This window comes from Halopseudomonas sp. 4NH20-0008, from assembly GCF_057548395.1.
The window spans coordinates 25,664-41,225 of sequence record NZ_BAAJMD010000014.1 but is presented as its reverse complement, the minus strand read 5'-3'; the positions used below and the strand labels follow the sequence as shown (position 1 = coordinate 41,225).

Annotated in this window: 16 protein-coding genes and 3 tRNA genes; 13 read left to right on the top strand and 6 right to left on the bottom strand. The window is 57.3% G+C overall.

Annotated elements, in window-relative coordinates:
* The first annotated feature begins 154 nt into the window (after positions 1 to 154).
* The 6 genes from AC27HQ_RS13885 (at position 155) to AC27HQ_RS13860 (ending at position 4,438) form a co-directional block, all read left to right on the top strand.
* Positions 155 to 388, top strand: coding sequence for a hypothetical protein (locus AC27HQ_RS13885; protein WP_487156780.1), 234 nt, complete (start codon positions 155 to 157; stop codon positions 386 to 388).
* 294 nt (positions 389 to 682) lie between these two features.
* Entirely contained in the window at positions 683 to 1,039 is a 357-nt protein-coding gene (locus tag AC27HQ_RS13880) for a hypothetical protein (protein ID WP_487156779.1), read from the top strand.
* A gap of 376 nt (positions 1,040 to 1,415) precedes the next feature.
* Positions 1,416 to 1,667 carry a YebG family protein gene (locus tag AC27HQ_RS13875; protein WP_487156778.1) on the top strand — a complete coding sequence of 84 codons (252 nt, stop codon included), beginning with the start codon at positions 1,416 to 1,418 and terminating at the stop codon, positions 1,665 to 1,667.
* 8 nt (positions 1,668 to 1,675) lie between these two features.
* The gene (locus AC27HQ_RS13870) at positions 1,676 to 1,933 is read left to right on the top strand and encodes a TIGR03643 family protein (protein ID WP_487156777.1); all 258 of its coding nucleotides are present in this window, start codon (positions 1,676 to 1,678) and stop codon (positions 1,931 to 1,933) included.
* A gap of 452 nt (positions 1,934 to 2,385) precedes the next feature.
* On the top strand, positions 2,386 to 2,652 hold the full coding sequence (locus AC27HQ_RS13865) for a DUF4212 domain-containing protein (protein ID WP_487156776.1): 267 nt from the start codon (positions 2,386 to 2,388) through the stop codon (positions 2,650 to 2,652).
* 16 nt (positions 2,653 to 2,668) lie between these two features.
* On the top strand, positions 2,669 to 4,438 hold the full coding sequence (locus tag AC27HQ_RS13860) for a sodium:solute symporter family protein (protein WP_487156775.1): 1,770 nt from the start codon (positions 2,669 to 2,671) through the stop codon (positions 4,436 to 4,438).
* Between the two features lie 131 nt (positions 4,439 to 4,569).
* Here the strand turns inward: AC27HQ_RS13860 and AC27HQ_RS13855 are convergent, their stop codons facing one another.
* Both AC27HQ_RS13855 and AC27HQ_RS13850 read right to left on the bottom strand, forming a co-directional pair.
* Positions 4,570 to 5,286: a 3'-5' exonuclease gene (locus tag AC27HQ_RS13855; RefSeq protein ID WP_487156774.1), complete on the bottom strand. Its 717-nt coding sequence runs from the start codon at positions 5,284 to 5,286 to the stop codon at positions 4,570 to 4,572.
* The gene (locus AC27HQ_RS13850; RefSeq protein WP_487156773.1) at positions 5,283 to 7,217 is read right to left on the bottom strand and encodes a putative nucleotidyltransferase substrate binding domain-containing protein; all 1,935 of its coding nucleotides are present in this window, start codon (positions 7,215 to 7,217) and stop codon (positions 5,283 to 5,285) included. Before AC27HQ_RS13850 ends, AC27HQ_RS13855 begins: the two co-directional genes overlap by 4 nt.
* A gap of 117 nt (positions 7,218 to 7,334) precedes the next feature.
* On the opposite strand from AC27HQ_RS13850, the gene AC27HQ_RS13845 reads away from it, so the two are divergent.
* The 7 genes from AC27HQ_RS13845 to AC27HQ_RS13815 all read left to right on the top strand — a co-directional run bounded on the left by AC27HQ_RS13845 (position 7,335) and on the right by AC27HQ_RS13815 (position 12,880).
* Entirely contained in the window at positions 7,335 to 9,230 is a 1,896-nt protein-coding gene (locus tag AC27HQ_RS13845) for an acetate--CoA ligase (protein ID WP_487156772.1), read from the top strand.
* Positions 9,231 to 9,385: 155 nt separating this feature from the next.
* Positions 9,386 to 10,030: a response regulator transcription factor GacA gene (gene gacA / locus AC27HQ_RS13840; protein ID WP_487156771.1), complete on the top strand. Its 645-nt coding sequence runs from the start codon at positions 9,386 to 9,388 to the stop codon at positions 10,028 to 10,030.
* Between the two features lie 2 nt (positions 10,031 to 10,032).
* Complete coding sequence (gene uvrC, locus AC27HQ_RS13835; RefSeq protein WP_487156770.1) at positions 10,033 to 11,862, top strand: excinuclease ABC subunit UvrC; 1,830 nt, start codon at positions 10,033 to 10,035, stop codon at positions 11,860 to 11,862.
* A gap of 32 nt (positions 11,863 to 11,894) precedes the next feature.
* On the top strand, positions 11,895 to 12,452 hold the full coding sequence (gene pgsA, locus AC27HQ_RS13830) for a CDP-diacylglycerol--glycerol-3-phosphate 3-phosphatidyltransferase (protein ID WP_487156769.1): 558 nt from the start codon (positions 11,895 to 11,897) through the stop codon (positions 12,450 to 12,452).
* Between the two features lie 121 nt (positions 12,453 to 12,573).
* Positions 12,574 to 12,649: transfer RNA gene (locus AC27HQ_RS13825), tRNA-Gly, on the top strand.
* Positions 12,650 to 12,697: 48 nt separating this feature from the next.
* Positions 12,698 to 12,771: transfer RNA gene (locus tag AC27HQ_RS13820), tRNA-Cys, on the top strand.
* A gap of 22 nt (positions 12,772 to 12,793) precedes the next feature.
* Positions 12,794 to 12,880, top strand: a tRNA-Leu gene (locus AC27HQ_RS13815).
* 152 nt (positions 12,881 to 13,032) lie between these two features.
* Here the strand turns inward: AC27HQ_RS13815 and AC27HQ_RS13810 are convergent.
* The 4 genes from AC27HQ_RS13810 to AC27HQ_RS13795 form a co-directional block, all read right to left on the bottom strand.
* Positions 13,033 to 13,302 carry a hypothetical protein gene (locus AC27HQ_RS13810; RefSeq protein WP_487156768.1) on the bottom strand — a complete coding sequence of 90 codons (270 nt, stop codon included), beginning with the start codon at positions 13,300 to 13,302 and terminating at the stop codon, positions 13,033 to 13,035.
* Positions 13,286 to 13,471 carry a hypothetical protein gene (locus AC27HQ_RS13805; RefSeq protein ID WP_487156767.1) on the bottom strand — a complete coding sequence of 62 codons (186 nt, stop codon included), beginning with the start codon at positions 13,469 to 13,471 and terminating at the stop codon, positions 13,286 to 13,288. The genes AC27HQ_RS13810 and AC27HQ_RS13805 overlap by 17 nt, the downstream gene beginning before the upstream one ends.
* A 514-nt stretch (positions 13,472 to 13,985) precedes the next feature.
* Positions 13,986 to 15,071, bottom strand: a complete 1,086-nt coding sequence (locus AC27HQ_RS13800; RefSeq protein ID WP_487156766.1) for a phage major capsid protein — start codon at positions 15,069 to 15,071, stop codon at positions 13,986 to 13,988.
* Positions 15,072 to 15,319: 248 nt separating this feature from the next.
* Positions 15,320 to 15,556 (bottom strand): helix-turn-helix domain-containing protein, encoded by a 237-nt coding sequence (locus AC27HQ_RS13795; RefSeq protein ID WP_487156765.1) that lies wholly within the window; start codon positions 15,554 to 15,556, stop codon positions 15,320 to 15,322.
* Between the last annotated feature and the right edge of the window lie 6 nt (positions 15,557 to 15,562).

Genomic DNA, 15,562 nt, shown 5'->3' with positions numbered 1-15,562 from the left:
GGATTATTGGCGTCAATATGTCATAGGGTTCACAGTTTCGACATTCAAGACTTGGCCGGGATAGGGAATCTGGTACTTTCGACTCAGATTCCATTGCGCGGACAGGACGCCCGCTCAGCACACTGGGACAAAGGATTGTTCTCGAGGGGGCATCATGCAACAACAAGCCGTAGCAAAAGTGAGCTCAGTACCCGCAGCAGCAGATGTGCAGGACGTCACGGTTGAGACCGACAAGAAAGGTCGCCACTGTCATGCGTTGCGTGAACACATCAATGAGTTGATTACCGACGGCTGGCTGATTGCAAGCCGCCATCCCTTTACCTTGCGACGTGGTCGCCAGGCCTGCTATGTGCTGCACGGCATGCTGATCAGTGACTCCATCATCTGAGGTTATTGCAACGCCTTCCTGGCGTTGCAACCTTGCTCTCCCGCCTTGCCATACTCGCTAGCGCGCTACCCTTTGAGCTGAACGATCACCCCTTTGCTCATTGCGCTGGCGCCTGTCTTGCTGTTGATTCTGTTGCTGGTTCTGAAAAGCGGCTACGCGCTCCCTGACCATGTTGCTGGGTGGACGAGATTGCCCATTCTGCTGTGCCCCCCACCTGTTATTGTTGCCGCCCTGTCTCGGTGACGCGTCGTGTTGGCGACCTGCACCGGGGTGCTGGTTGCGTCGGCCATCTTCATGGCGACGTGGTTGATCCGCATGGCGCTGGCGATTGTCATGCTCACGCTGGTGTCGCGGCGCTTCCGCCTGCTGTCTTGGTCGATGATGTTGCGTCGGGCGTTGCTGATTGTGTGGCCGATGCTGCTGATCATGCCTGGGTCGTTGATGTTGACTCTGGTGCGGGTGGGCAGGGCGGCGGTGTTGTTGCGCCGGAGCACGGTGGTGCCGATCAATGATCACTGGCCGGTTGTGTATCACCGTTCTGGGCTGCACATAGACCGTCTGATGACGATGGGATGGCGCCGGGTAATAGCGCACGCTGGGCGCATGGTGCACCACCGGAGGATCGTAGCGCTGGTAACGCGGTTCAGATGAATACACTTGATACGGGCCGCTGGCACAGGCTGTCAGTAGCGCCGTGGTCAGGCCAATTAGTGACAAACGAATTATGCTGTTCATGATCTTGCCTCGACAATGACGGGGTAGCTTCTCTGCGGGCGGCTTGAACACCATCCTGAAGAGTGCCATGTCACCATCAAACGCTTGTTTTCAGTAGCACGGAACTGGACTTACAGAGATTTACACAACCTTTGCATACCGGTGGCCCGCTTTTCGCGTTCTCAGAGCAAGGGCTTAGCGGACATTGAGTTGGTCTTGTCAAAAAAAAGAATGGATACTGTTTTTTTATACAGTACAATGCGCTGCCGGTTCAGCAAGGCCGGATTATGCTAATCACGCCTGAGGTAATCAGATGGCCGTTGAAGTTGTCTATCGCAGCAGTAGAGACCCGGAGCAGTTGTTCATGGATAAAGCCGAAGCCGATCGTCACGATAAAATGTTGGAGTTGGCAGAGCGGCTGGGTGACGTCATGATCAAGGCGGTGCCCACACTGGGTGAAAAACCGGTTGAGGAGCTAAGCTTGTTCATGGCTCAACACCGTGATGTATTCGCCAAGGCGTTCAAGAGTTCACCGGACGCGCTGGCGGAGCTGCTGGAGGACTAATTCAGATTATGGCGGATCTCACGCTGAACAAAGAAGACCTGTCACGCATCATTGAAATGGCCTGGGAGGATCGTACTCCCTTCGAGGCCATTGAGTCGCTTTATGGGTTAAGCGAAGCCGATGTTATCGCGCTGATGCGTCGAGAGCTTAAGGCCGGTTCCTACCGGCTATGGCGCAAGCGTGTGAACGGTCGTCAGACCAAGCACGCCGCACTGCGGGATCCCGGTGTTATCCGCGCCTATTGCCCGACCCAGTACAAACGCTGATCAGTCACAGGTCAGAGACTGCTCGGGTTAGTAACGTGCGAAAAAGGCCAGTTAGTGGCGCCGCGCCAGAGCAAACCTGCTGGATCAACTATTCTTAGCTGGCCGTCTGCACCTCATTGATGCCAGGTCGGTCTCGGCCTGTGCCGAAGGGCACAGTAGGCCTGCAAGCAATAAGCTGCTCAGGTAATCATTCTGGCTGCAGTGTCTGCCTCCCTCCTATTTGCTTGTGTGCGCTCGGCATGACGCTACGACATTAGTCGCAGACAGCATCAGACGAAACGCTACAGCGCTGAAAATAATTCGCTAATATATTTAAAAATCATTGACTTAGGATTTATTTCCATACTCGTTCGAGATGGGCCTCTGCCGGCCTGAGACCAAAGTCTTAGTCTCCCATTGTGGTTCGCGGTGCTAACGTGACTTTGCGATAAAAACAACAATTGGAGATGGTTATGTCCTTATCTAAAGAAGACGCGGCACGCGGCTACTGGAAGGAAAACCTGCGTTTCATGCTGATCTTGCTGGTCATCTGGTTCGCAGTGTCCTTTGGTGCCGGCATCCTGTTTGCCGACCTGCTGGATAACATCCGGTTCTTTGGCTTTCCCCTGGGTTTCTGGTTTGCCCAGCAGGGTTCCATTTATACCTTCGTGGTCCTGATCTTCGTGTACGTCTGGAAGATGAACAGGCTCGATCGTAAATACGACGTCCACGAAGAATAATTACAGGAGCCCTTAAATGGAAACCCAAACCCTGATTTACCTCTTTGTCGGTGCGACCTTCGCGCTATACATCGGGATTGCCATCTGGTCCCGAGCGGGCAGCACCAGTGAATACTATGTTGCCAGTAAAGGCGTGCACCCGATTGCCAACGGTATGGCGACCGGTGCTGACTGGATGTCTGCGGCGTCCTTCATCTCCATGGCCGGTATCATTTCCTTCATTGGACGCGATGGCGGGTACTACCTGATGGGCTGGACCGGTGGCTATGTATTGTTGGCCATGTGTCTGGCACCTTATCTGCGCAAGTTTGGCAAGTTCACGGTGCCGGAATTTGTGGGTGAGCGCTACTACTCGCAAACAGCCCGCGTGGTGGCCGTCATCTGTGTGATCTTCATTTCCTTTACCTACGTAGCGGGTCAGATGCGCGGCGTGGGTATCGTGTTCTCGCGCTACCTGGAAGTGGATATCAACCTTGGCGTGATCATCGGTATGGCCATCGTGTTCTTCTACGCTGTGCTTGGCGGCATGAAGGGCATCACCTATACCCAGGTGGCACAGTACTGTGTGATGATCTTTGCCTACATGGTTCCGGCTATTTATATATCACTGTTGATAACCGGCAACCCGATCCCGCAGCTGGGTTTCGGTACCACCGATGCGGCCACGGGGCTGTCAGTGCTGGACAAGCTGAATGGCCTGGGCACGGAGCTGGGGTTTGCCCAGTACACCGACGGTAGCAAATCAACCATCGATGTGTTCTTTATCACCATGGCGCTGATGGTCGGTACCGCCGGTCTGCCCCATGTGATTGTGCGCTTCTTCACTACGCCCACGGTACGTGATGCGCGTAAGTCTGCAGGTTATGCACTGCTGTTCATTGCCATTTTGTATACCACTGCACCGGCTGTTGCGGCTTTTGCCCGTACCAACCTGTTGACCAGCATCCCGAATGTCTCGTTCAGCGAAGTACCCGCCTGGTTCAAGACCTGGGAGAAAGCCGGTCTGGTTGCCTGGCAGGACAAGAACAACGACGGGGTTATTCAATATGCACCCGGAGCACCTTTTGCCGGGGCGCCACGCTTTGCTGAGGATGCAGGGGTACACGGTGAGCGGGTAGTGACCAACGCACCCACCGAGAATGCCAACGAGCTGTATGTGGACCGCGATATTATCGTGCTGGCCAACCCGGAAATCGCCAATCTGCCGGGCTGGGTAGTTGCACTGATTGCCGCGGGTGGTCTGGCGGCAGCGCTGTCTACGGCGGCTGGACTCTTGTTGGTGATTTCAACCTCGGTGTCCCATGACCTGCTCAAGAGCAACATGATGCCGAATATCAGTGAGAAGCACGAGCTGCTGGCAGCCCGAATGGCGGCGGGGGTGGCGATTGTCATTGCCGGTATATTCGGTATCTATCCACCGGCCTTTGTGGCGCAGGTGGTGGCCTTTGCCTTCGGCCTGGCGGCGGCCTCCTTCTTCCCGGTCATCGTCATGGGGATCTTCTCCAAGCGTATGAACAAAGAGGGTGCCATCGCCGGTATGATTGTGGGTCTGACCTTTACCTTCTGCTACATCGTGTTCTTCAAGTTCATCAGCCCTGAACTGGATAATGCGGCACATTGGTGGTTCGGTGTGTCACCTGAAGGCATTGGTACCCTGGGCATGGTGTTCAACTTTATCGCGGCGATTACCGTCTCGTCCGTGACCAAGGCACCGCCGGAGCATATCCAGCATTTGATCGAGGACATTCGCGTTCCCCGTGGTGCCGGTGCGGCAGTTGATCACTAAGCACTGAAAAGGTAGTGACAGAAAGCCCTCCACGAGAGGGCTTTCTGCATTCTGCAAGATCAGTTCGGGTTAAGCACAGGTGGGTAGGGTAGAACAGGGGTTTCGAGGGCGGAGCGGGTCAGTGCTTGGGCTCAGAGACTGCCAAGCCGGACCTGCTTGAGCTTGCGCCAGTGACCAAGCCGAGCATGCAGCTGAGCCAGGGTGTGAATGCCCTGTGTGCGGGCCTTGTGCAGCAGGATCAAGGTGATTTCCGCGGTGGCCAGGGCGTCGGCTGCAGCGTTATGGCGCTGGCTGTTGTTGAGGCCAAAATGCGCCTGCCAATCATCCAGCCCACCACGACCAACCTGAGCATCGGGGCAGAGCATCGGCGCCATGTCGGCCACATCGATAAAGCTGTGCTGCAGACGGTAGCCCAGATCCTGTTTCAGGCTACGACTCAGCATGCGCTGATCGAAAGCGGCATGGAATGCCAGGAAAATCGCCTGACTGCTGAATTCCATAAAGTCCAGCAGAGCATCTTCCGGGGCCGTGCCCTGGGCGATGGCGCTCGGCGCTATGCCATGAATCAGTACACTTTCGGTGACCCGGTGATCGACCCGATACAGAGTGCATTCGTACTGGCTGCCCATATCTACCGCGGCGTTTTCAATCACCACGGCGCCAATCGACAAGACCTTGTCGCGCTGGGTATTCAAGCCGCTGGTTTCCAGGTCAACCACCACCATGCGGGTTTGATCCAGCGGGGTGTCGTCCATGCTCTGTGCTGCTGGCAAGGCGTCACGACGCTGCAGCTGACGCGCATCAAGACCGCTGCGTTGACGCTTGCTTAACCACTGCAACGGGTTCATAGCTGGTATCTCAGGGCCAGGCTGGCCTGCAGGCGTTTGGCCTGGCGAAAGGACTCACGCAGGATGCGTCGATCCAGGTGATTCAGGCTATCAGGGTCGATGCGGTTGCTGAAAGGACGACCTTCGCGATCCTGCAGTTGATGCTGCTGCATACGTATCAACTGGATAAAGTGATAGGCCTCCTCATAGGCGGCGGCATCCTTGGCATCAATCACGCCTTGCGCGCTGAGTTGCCGGAAGCGCTCAAGGGTATTGCAGTCAGTGATGCCATTGGCCAGGGCCAGCAGGCGCGCGCCGTCGACAAAGGGCAGCAGACCCTGTTTCTTCAGGTCCAGGGTGCTTTTTTCGGCACCGCTGCGGGCGACAACAAAGTCCCGGAAGCGGCCAATGGGTGGCCGCTGCATCAAGGCATTCTGGGCCAGCATATGCTGAAACAGGGTATTGGACTTGAGGCCGACCAGTACCGTATCAAACAGGGCTTCGGCCTTGTTGTTGTCGCCCCAGACCGCACGGAAATCGAAATAGATGGATGAGGCCAGCAGGTTCTCCGGGGTCGCCGAACGGATCATCTGCTCGAACCGTTTGCGCCATTCCTCACGGGACAGGCACAGATCCGGGTTGCTCGCCATGATATTGCCCTGGCACAGGGTAAAGCCGCATTCGGCCAGTGCCAGATTGATCCTGCGCGCCAATGGCAGTAACTGCTGGCGGATAGCTTCGGCTTGTTCGGCATTCTCGGCCTCAAACAGGATGCCGTTGTCCTGATCGGTATGCAGCGTCTGTTCACGCCGCCCCTCACTGCCGAAACACAGCCAGGTAAAAGCAATGCCCGGATCGCCGTGATCAGCCATGCACAACTCAATCACGCGGCACACCGTATGATCGTTGAGCAGAGTAATGATATGGGTAATCTGGGTTGATGACGCGCCGTGTGCCAGCATGCTTTCAACCAGCTGGCGGATATCGCTGCGCAGTGCAGCCAGACTGCTGACCTTGGGTGCCTGACGAATGGTGCGGGCCAGATGCACCAGGTCAACCCGTTGCAGCGAGAATAGATCGCGCTCTGATACCACGCCAATCAGGCGTTCATGCTCGACCACGCAGATATGCGCGATATGCCGGCCGGTCATGGCGATGGCCGCATCAAAGGCGGAGGCGTTGGGCGGTAAATGGAAGGGGGCAGGGGTCATGACCTCGCCGATCGGCGTAGCCATGGGCAGATCACCGGCAGCCACGACGCGGCGCAGATCACGCAGGGTAAAGATGCCATCCGGGCGTTGCCGGTCATCCAGAATGATGATGCTGCCGACACTGGCTTCGTGCATCAGTTTGACGGCATCGTGAATCGGTAGCTCGGCCCGACAGCTGATCGGGTTGCGTACCGCCAGATCGGCCAACCGGGTTTCCAGCGAGTACTGCGCCCCGAGATTCTCAGCTGCCTTGGATTGGGCTTGCTGGTTCACCTGATCCAGCAGGCTGCTGACGCCACGCAGGGCGAAGTCCCTAAAGGGTGACGACAGAGAAAAGAGCCGAACAAAATCCGCCCGCGGCAGCTGTAGACAGAAGCAGTCTTCACCGGCCAGATGCTCGGTGCGGGTCGCCCGCTCGCCAATCAATGCGGCCAAGGGGAAGCATTCGCCGACACTGATCTCGAAAGTGGTTTCAGGATGGTCCTGTCCGGCCAGCAGCCGTTCTCCTCGGATCAGCCCCTGTTTGACTATGTGGAAATGTTGAACCGGTCCTTGCTGGGGTCTAATGATACTGTCGCCCTTGGCGTAAAAACGCAGCTGGCAATGCTCGACCAGGAAGGCCAGATGGTTGCTTTCCATCTGATTGAAGGGCGGGTAATTGAGCAGGAAGGTCATGGTGCCGAATACGTTCTGCATCACGGCGGTCTTGCCGGCCTCGGCCATTGCGTCTTCTTTGCTCATGGTTATACCCCAGTTTATGTCAGTGGAGTATGCCGCCACCGTTGGGCATGCCCCATCCGACCTAAGTCTAGTTCCTTTCGTACCCGACAGAGCGCACCTTTACCGGATAACAAGGAGATGCCGGACATGAGTGCAAAAGACTTTCAACAAGCCAGTGCCCTGGCACGTCACCATCCTGATCAATTCTGGGCTGAGCAGGCCGCCGTGCTTGACTGGCATACAGCGCCCAGCCAGACGCTTGCTCAAGACACTGAAGGTGATTACCACTGGTTTGCCGATGGTCGGCTGAATACCGCCTGGTTGGCTCTGGATGCCCATGTTCTGGCCGGTAACGGCGAACGCACGGCCCTGATCTATGATTCGCCGGTAACGGACAGCAAGGCGCACATCAGTTATGCCGAACTGACCCGACGGGTTGCCCAGTGTGCCGGCATGCTGCGCAGTCTGGGGGTAGGCAAGGGCGATCGAGTGATTATCTACATGCCGATGATTCCCGAGGCGGTGGTGTCAATGCTCGCCTGTGCGCGTATTGGTGCTGTGCATTGCGTGGTGTTTGGTGGCTTTGCCGCCCATGAACTGGCTATGCGTATTGATGATGCTCAGGCCGATGTGCTGTTGACCGCCTCCTGTGGCATTGAAGTGGATCGCGTGCTGGCCTACAAGCCCCTGGTCGATGCGGCCATCAGCGAAGCCCGCCATCGCGTGCGCCATTGTGTGGTGGTGCAGCGGCCGCAGTGTCAGGCTGAACTCTTTGCGGATCGGGATCTGGACTGGCAGCACGCGCTGGCCAATGCCGATCCGGCAGATGCGCTGCCAGTCGAGGCCACACACCCGCTTTACATCCTCTACACCTCGGGCACGACGGGTAAACCCAAGGGCGTGGTTCGTGATCATGGCGGGCATGCTGTGGCCATGCGTTACAGCATGCGGGCGGTCTACGACATGCAGCCCGGTGAGGTGTTCTGGGCGGCATCCGATGTCGGCTGGGTAGTCGGACACTCCTATATTGTTTACGGACCCTTGCTCAGTGGCTGCACCAGCGTGCTGTATGAAGGCAAACCCGTTCGCACCCCGGATGCCAGTGCGTTCTGGCGAGTCTGTGCCGAGCACGGCGTCAAGGCCCTGTTTGCAGCACCGACAGCCTTTCGTGCGATTCGCAAGGAAGATCCCGAAGCGCGAATGGCGGCTGAATATGATTTATCCACCTTGAAGCGTCTGTATCTGGCCGGTGAACGTCTTGATCCGCCGACCTGGTCCTGGCTGGAAAATCACTTCCAGCGGCCGATCATTGACCATTGGTGGCAGACCGAGACCGGCTGGGCAATCGCTGCCAATCCGGCGGGCTATGACCTTCAACCGGCCAAACCGGGTTCGGCCACGTGGGCCATGCCGGGGTTTCAGTTGGAGGTGCTGGATGATCAGGGGCAGCCGGTTGCAGCCGGTGAGCAGGGCAGTATTGTATTGCGTATGCCCCTACCGCCAGGTTGCCTGACCGGGATCTGGGGCAACCCGGCACGCTTCAGAGAGGGCTACCTGAACAGCTTCCCCGGTTACTATCAGTCCGGTGACGCCGGTTATGTGGACCAGGATGGGTATGTGTTCGTCATGGGCCGTACCGACGATATCATCAACGTGGCAGGCCATCGGCTGTCTACCGGCGAAATGGAGGGCATTATCGGCGCCCATCCTGCTGTGGCGGAATGTGCGGTAATTGGTATACCCGATGCGCTAAAGGGTGAACTGCCACTTGGGCTGATAGTGCTGAAAAATGACCAGACCATCGATCAGGCTCGCCTGACAAGCGAACTGGTCAGCCTGGTGCGTCGGGATATCGGTGCACTGGCTTGCTTCCAGCGCGCCCTGATCGTCAAGCGCCTGCCAAAGACCCGCTCGGGCAAGATTCTACGGCGCATCATGCGGCAGATGGCGGCGGGCGAAGTCTTTGTGGCACCCTCGACCATTGACGATCCTGCCTGTCTGGATGAATTAGCGGTACAACTGAGCATTTCCTGACTTACCTGTATTCGGCAACGTTCCACAACCCCGCGCTATTTGCTATGGTTGCGCATGGACAATCGGCGTCGCCAAGCGAAGCCGATTTCGGGCTAGATAATCGCCCGGCGTGGTACGGAGTTGCGTTGCCGTCTTTCTATGCAAGGGGTTCGGATTTGATCAAGGTATTGGTGGTCGATGACCATGATCTGGTGCGCATGGGCATTACACGCATGCTCAGCGATGTCCCCGGTCTCAGTGTGGTTGGCGAAGCCGACTCTGGCGAAAGTGCCGTAATCCAGGTACGTGCCCTGAAACCCGATGTGGTGCTGATGGATGTGCGTATGCCGGGTATTGGCGGCCTTGAAGCCACCCGTAAACTGCTGCTGCACGACAAGAACCTGCGTGTTATTGCTGTCACAGCCTGCGATGAAGAACCCTTTCCCACGCGGCTGATGCAAGCCGGTGCTGCCGGTTATGTAACCAAGGGTGCCGCATTGGAAGAAATGGTTACGGCCATTCGCCAGGTGGCCGCCGGCAGCCGCTATATCAGCCCGGAAATTGCCCAGCAGTTGGCCCTCAAGTCCTTTGCCCCGGCCAACGATTCACCCTTTGATAATCTCTCAGAGCGGGAAATGCAGATTGCCTACATGATCGTCAGCTGCGAGAAGGTCCAGGCTATTGCCGACAAGCTCTGTCTGAGCCCGAAAACGGTCAATACCTACCGCTATCGTCTGTTTGAAAAGCTCGGCATAACCAGTGATGTGGAGTTGACTCTGCTGGCCGTGCGCCATGGCATGGTCGACGCACTGCAACACTGAGTATGTCTGCCAGCCCCTTTGATGCCAGTGCCTTTCTGGCGGCTGCCAGCAGCAAGCCGGGCGTATACCGCATGCTCGACGAGCAGGGCACCTTGCTCTATGTGGGCAAGGCCAAAAACCTCAAGAAACGTCTTTCCAGCTATTTCCGCAAGTCGGGTTTAAGCCCGAAGACTGCGGCGCTGGTGACGCGCATACAGCAGATAGACACCACGATCACGGCCAACGAGACCGAAGCGTTATTGCTTGAACAAAGCCTGATCAAGGCATCTCGGCCGCCTTACAACATCCTGCTGCGCGACGACAAGTCCTATCCCTATGTGTTCCTCTCCAGCGAAGATGCCTTCCCCCGACTGGGGCTGCACCGTGGCCCGAAAAAGATCAAGGGCCGCTACTTTGGTCCCTATCCGAGTGCCGGCGCCATTCGAGAAAGCCTGGGCTTGTTGCAGAAGGCTTTCAAGGTGCGCCAATGCGAGGACAGTTACTATCGCAATCGCACAAGGCCCTGCCTGCAACACCAGATAAACCGTTGCAAGGCGCCCTGCGTCGGCCTGGTCAGCGACGCAGAGTATGCCGAAGACGTGCGCCACTCTGTGATGTTCCTGGAGGGGCGCAGCAACGCTCTGGCACAGGAACTGGCCAGTAGCATGGAGCAGGCCGCCGAACAGCTGGAGTTTGAACGGGCGGCCGAGCTGCGTGATCAGATGGCGTTGGTGCGCCGTGTCCAGGATCAGCAGAGCATGGATACCGAGCAGGGCAACGTGGATGTGATTGCCGCTGCCGTGAGCCCCGGCGGCGCCTGTGTGCATGTGCTGATGGTCAGACAGGGCAGGGTGCTAGGTAGCCGCAATCATTTCCCCAAGGTGCCGATTGAGCAAAGCTGTGGCGACGTCCTGTCCGCCTTTCTGCCGCAATATTACCTGGGTGGTGGGGAGCGCGAACTGCCCGCCGAGATCATCGTCAATGCTGATCACGAAGACCTGGCTGTTATTGCTTCTGCCCTGAGTCAGGCCCGCGGTCACAATCTGGTTATTACGCATCGTGTCAGGGGCACACGTAGCCGCTGGCAAAGCATGGCTGTGACCAATGCGGATCTGGCTCTGGCCGGTATGCTGGCGAACAGACAAAACGTACAGGCACGCTTCGAGGCCCTGCAGGAAGCCCTTAAGCTTGATGAGATGCCAACACGTTTGGAGTGTTACGACATCAGCCACTCGCATGGTGAGGCCACGGTAGCCTCCTGCGTGGTATTTGGACCGGAGGGGCCGCTGAAGAGTGACTATCGCCGGTTCAATATTGAAGGGGTGACCGCCGGGGATGACTATGCCGCCATGCGCCAGGCGCTGACCCGACGTTTCAGCCGGATTCAGGAGGGCGAAGGCAAGCTGCCGGACATTTTATTGATTGATGGCGGCAAGGGGCAGATGTCCATGGCGCTGGAGGTACTGCAGGAGCTGGCCATCCATGATCTGACGGTACTCGGGGTAGCCAAGGGCGTAACTCGCAAGGCCGGCATGGAAACCCTGTATCTGAACGGCACCCAGAATGAGCTGGTGCTGCCCGGCCATTCGCCGGCATTACACCTGATCCAGCATATCCGCGATGAGGCACACCGATTCGCTATCACCGGACACCGCGCGCGACGCGGCAAAACCCGTAACACCTCACCCCTTGAAGGTATTGCCGGTGTCGGCCCCAAGCGTCGGCGCGAGCTGCTCAAGCACTTTGGCGGCTTGCAGGAACTGCAGCGTGCCAGTGTGCTGGAAATCGGCAAGGCACCGGGTATTAGCAAAAAGTTGGCGGAACTCATTTATGCCGCCCTGCATAGCGACTAGAATGCAGTCTTGACAGAGGTCGCCTAGAATCCATGAACATTCCGAATATCCTGACCATGATGCGGGTCGTACTGATCCCCATCTTTCTTCTGTTTTACTATCTGCCTTACCACTGGAGCTATCTGGCTGCCGCAATTGTCTTCACCCTCGCCAGTGTGACTGACTGGTTGGACGGCTACCTGGCACGCAAGTGGGAGCAAAGCACACCCTTCGGTGCCTTCCTTGATCCGGTGGCAGATAAATTGATGGTCGCCGTCGCCCTGATCCTGCTGGTGCAGAGCCACGCCAATTTCTGGGTGACGGCGCCGGCCATGGTGATTATTGGTCGGGAGATTGTTATCTCGGCGCTGCGTGAGTGGATGGCCGAGCTAGGCAAGCGTGCTCAGGTTGCCGTGTCGCAACTGGGTAAGTACAAGACGGCGGCCCAGATGGTCGCGCTGGTGGTATTGCTGGCCAATCCCCCATTGATCGACATCTGGGTAATTATCGGATACGTACTGTTGATGGTCTCAGCGGCATTGACCCTGTGGTCAATGTATGTGTATCTGAAAGCTGCCTGGCCGCATATGAGCATGGATGCAAAGAAGTGATTTGATGGCTGTCGGGCCGGCTTTGCTGGTCTCTGTCAGTTAAAAAGTGCGGCAAATAACTATTTCTGAATCAATGACTTGACAGGCCCGTTTGGCAGGATAGAATGGGCGCCGTTCCAAAGCGGGAATAGCTCAGTTGGTAGAGCACGACCTTGCCAAGGTCGGGGTCGCGAGTTCGAGTCTCGTTTCCCGCTCCAGTTTCATGTTGTGCAATGCCTGTTTCATTGCGCATCAACACCCTTAGAGGCCGGGTGGCAGAGTGGTTATGCAGCGGATTGCAAATCCGTGAACGCCGGTTCGATTCCGACCTCGGCCTCCATTATTCAGTTGTATCCTACCCAGCCCGGATGGCGAAACTGGTAGACGCAAGGGACTTAAAATCCCTCGGGGGAAACCCCGTGCCGGTTCGATTCCGGCTCCGGGCACCATCTCCCCATATAAATCAATAACTTAGCTTACACTTCTACTCATACCCAACATTCAAGCCAACAACGTCAAAACGCTGGTTTTTTCATTATTGGGATTGGCTTAGCGTAGCAGGGGGCGGGAAATTCCTTCGTGCGCGTAGGGTAGAATTAGCCTATCTGACACCCACAGACCGCTTGAACACCTGACTGATCCATTGCGGATCATAGCCAGCCCGCTCGGCTAAATGCCTGAGCATCGGGCCACAGCGCATAAGATCATCAAAAGCCTGTTCGCCCTCGTAGTCTCTTGCGTCACGCAGTCTAAGCTGCTCGGCATGGCGTCTGGCATCCTCGACTAGCAGCGCCAGTGCTCCGAGCCAGAGCCGTTGCTCTGGGGTCGCTGGGGCGGCTTCCTGCGGTTCCATCTCATAGACTGGCATCATGCGAGCGGCTCCAGGCTGATTCACGATAGCGTGCGGCCTCGATCTCGGCACGGGCTGCAAACTGGCCTAGGGTTTCATTGTTGCGGCGGTGGACGTGCCGACCATGCACCACGGCCAGATAAGGCTCTGCGGCAGGGTGACGGCTGATCATGCGAACGTCATCAGGCATGGTTGATACTCCGAAAGGGTGGCCGTCCACTGACTGCCTCAGCGCCGAGGCTAGACAGCTTCAGACCGTGAAACGAACAACAGACCGGCCTGCCATTGGGCGGTAAGTGCTTGGCGGCGTTCTGACTCAAACTGTGCGGCCTCGGCGTGCGCCTGCCGGTTGATCCACTGCCGGACGTGCTTCGGCGGCTTGCCCTCGCGCGAGCGGGCGGGTGTACGCGCGTACAACGGTTGCTCGGTCATGGGTTGGGCCTCGTGGTTTTCAGGAAAGTAGTGAGTTACCAGTGAACAAAGATTTCGGATGCGGTACGGAAAAGCTCAATGCTAGAGTTTCAATTGGCCCCCTCCCGGTATCAGCCCCGGCATTCAGCAGTCCGGCCTTGCAATGCCGCCGGGGAACATTGCAGGGTGATTGCCCGGACTGCTCGCACCTTGTGAGTGCTACCCCGTTTCACTCTTCGTGGGGTCACCGAATCCGAGTTTTGCCCCGCTCGGCTCGGGGTGGAGCGAACTACTTAAACACTGACACTCAGCACAGCGGACGGGCTGAACACAGCCAGACCGAGGCGAAGCTCAGCGCGGCAGGTCATCACGTTCTCTGCAAAGCCTGCATCGACATAGCCCAGTTCAAAGCGCGGCTGTTGACGATCAAGCACAAGCATCTGTTGCGGGTCGAGCACCAGCGCGGTGCCTTGGGTCAGTGCGGCATTGGTGATGACAGGCGTGCCCCAGATATTCGGGCCAGCAGGCTGATCCCATCCGGAAGCAACGTATTTGCCTTCAGTGTTGCGTTCAGACCGGATAGCCTGCCAATCACGCGGGTGCATGATGATCAAGCCAGCATTCCAGCCTGCCACGTCCAGCTCTGCGGCAGCTTCACCGATTGCATCAGCGCCGGTTGCGCTGGATGAACCGATAAACACAGTCGCCTGATTGACCAGACCGTCAATCTGACCAGTGCCACCAGTGCCCACAATCAGGTCACGTTCTGCTTTTTCCAGCACGTTGAACAACATGCGGGATTGCAGGAACTGAGCCAGCGCCGGACTGTCAGCCATAACCTGCTCTGACACAGCCTCAAGCACGGCCACGGTTGCGATATTGGCGGTCTTAAGTTCCATATCGGTGAACTGGCGGGCCTTCTCGTCGCCTTGCTTTGCCTGAACGGCAGCGGCGTTTGCGTAGCCGTTAAGCTGCACAAACTCAAAACCGCCACTGGTGACAGCAATACGCGGTGCCAGATCCAGCAGACTCAGGCGGCGGCGGGCATCTTCACCAAAACGGTTATCACGCTGCGGCTGCACAGGGTAAAGGCTGTCACTACTGCCAGCAGCATCACCGACAATAGCTTTCAGACATACGCCATCCAGCGGGATGCTGGCGGTCTTGGCAGAACGGTTACGCAGTGCAGCCAGAGCCGGACTGTTATTAACCTGTTCGGTAATGGTTTTTCGTGCGCTTACGCCATAACCGGCGGGGATGCCTTGGGCTTGGGCCAGATCCAGAAACTTAGAATCAAGCTGGGCGTGCTTAGCGCGGATTTTTTCCTGAATATCGGCAAGGCCAGTTTTCAGGGTGTCCATCATAATTTGGTCAGACATTTGCGATTCCTCAACATTGCGCCTCACGGCGGGAGTTGCTCGCTTGTCCCTTGGCAGAATCGCTCAGCCTTATGTCGGGTAACACCGACCAGTTGAGCTAACCGGCCAGCGTTCCGAGGCATGGCCCAGCATCGCGCTGGTGATTCCAAGCCCCGGAATATCAAGGGCTGATCGGCCCTCGAATCTGGCTTAATTATCGCCCGCGCTCGCCTATGCCCACAGAACACAGGGGGACGGTTCGGGACGGCTTAGGGCGCTGGTGTGATGCGGAATTGCTCCAGGTACTCGGCAAGGTCGCTGATCCGATAGGTAACGCGACTACCGGAAAAATAAGCAGGCCCAGTGCCTGCCGTGCGCCAGTTCCTCAGAGTGCAGACTGATCGCCCCAGAATGGCCGCTGCGGTTTCGGCGGTGACGCGATTGTCTGCGCTGATCCAGTGCCCGTGATGCTGGCACCAATCGGTGATGGTTTGCTCGGTGTTCATAATTTG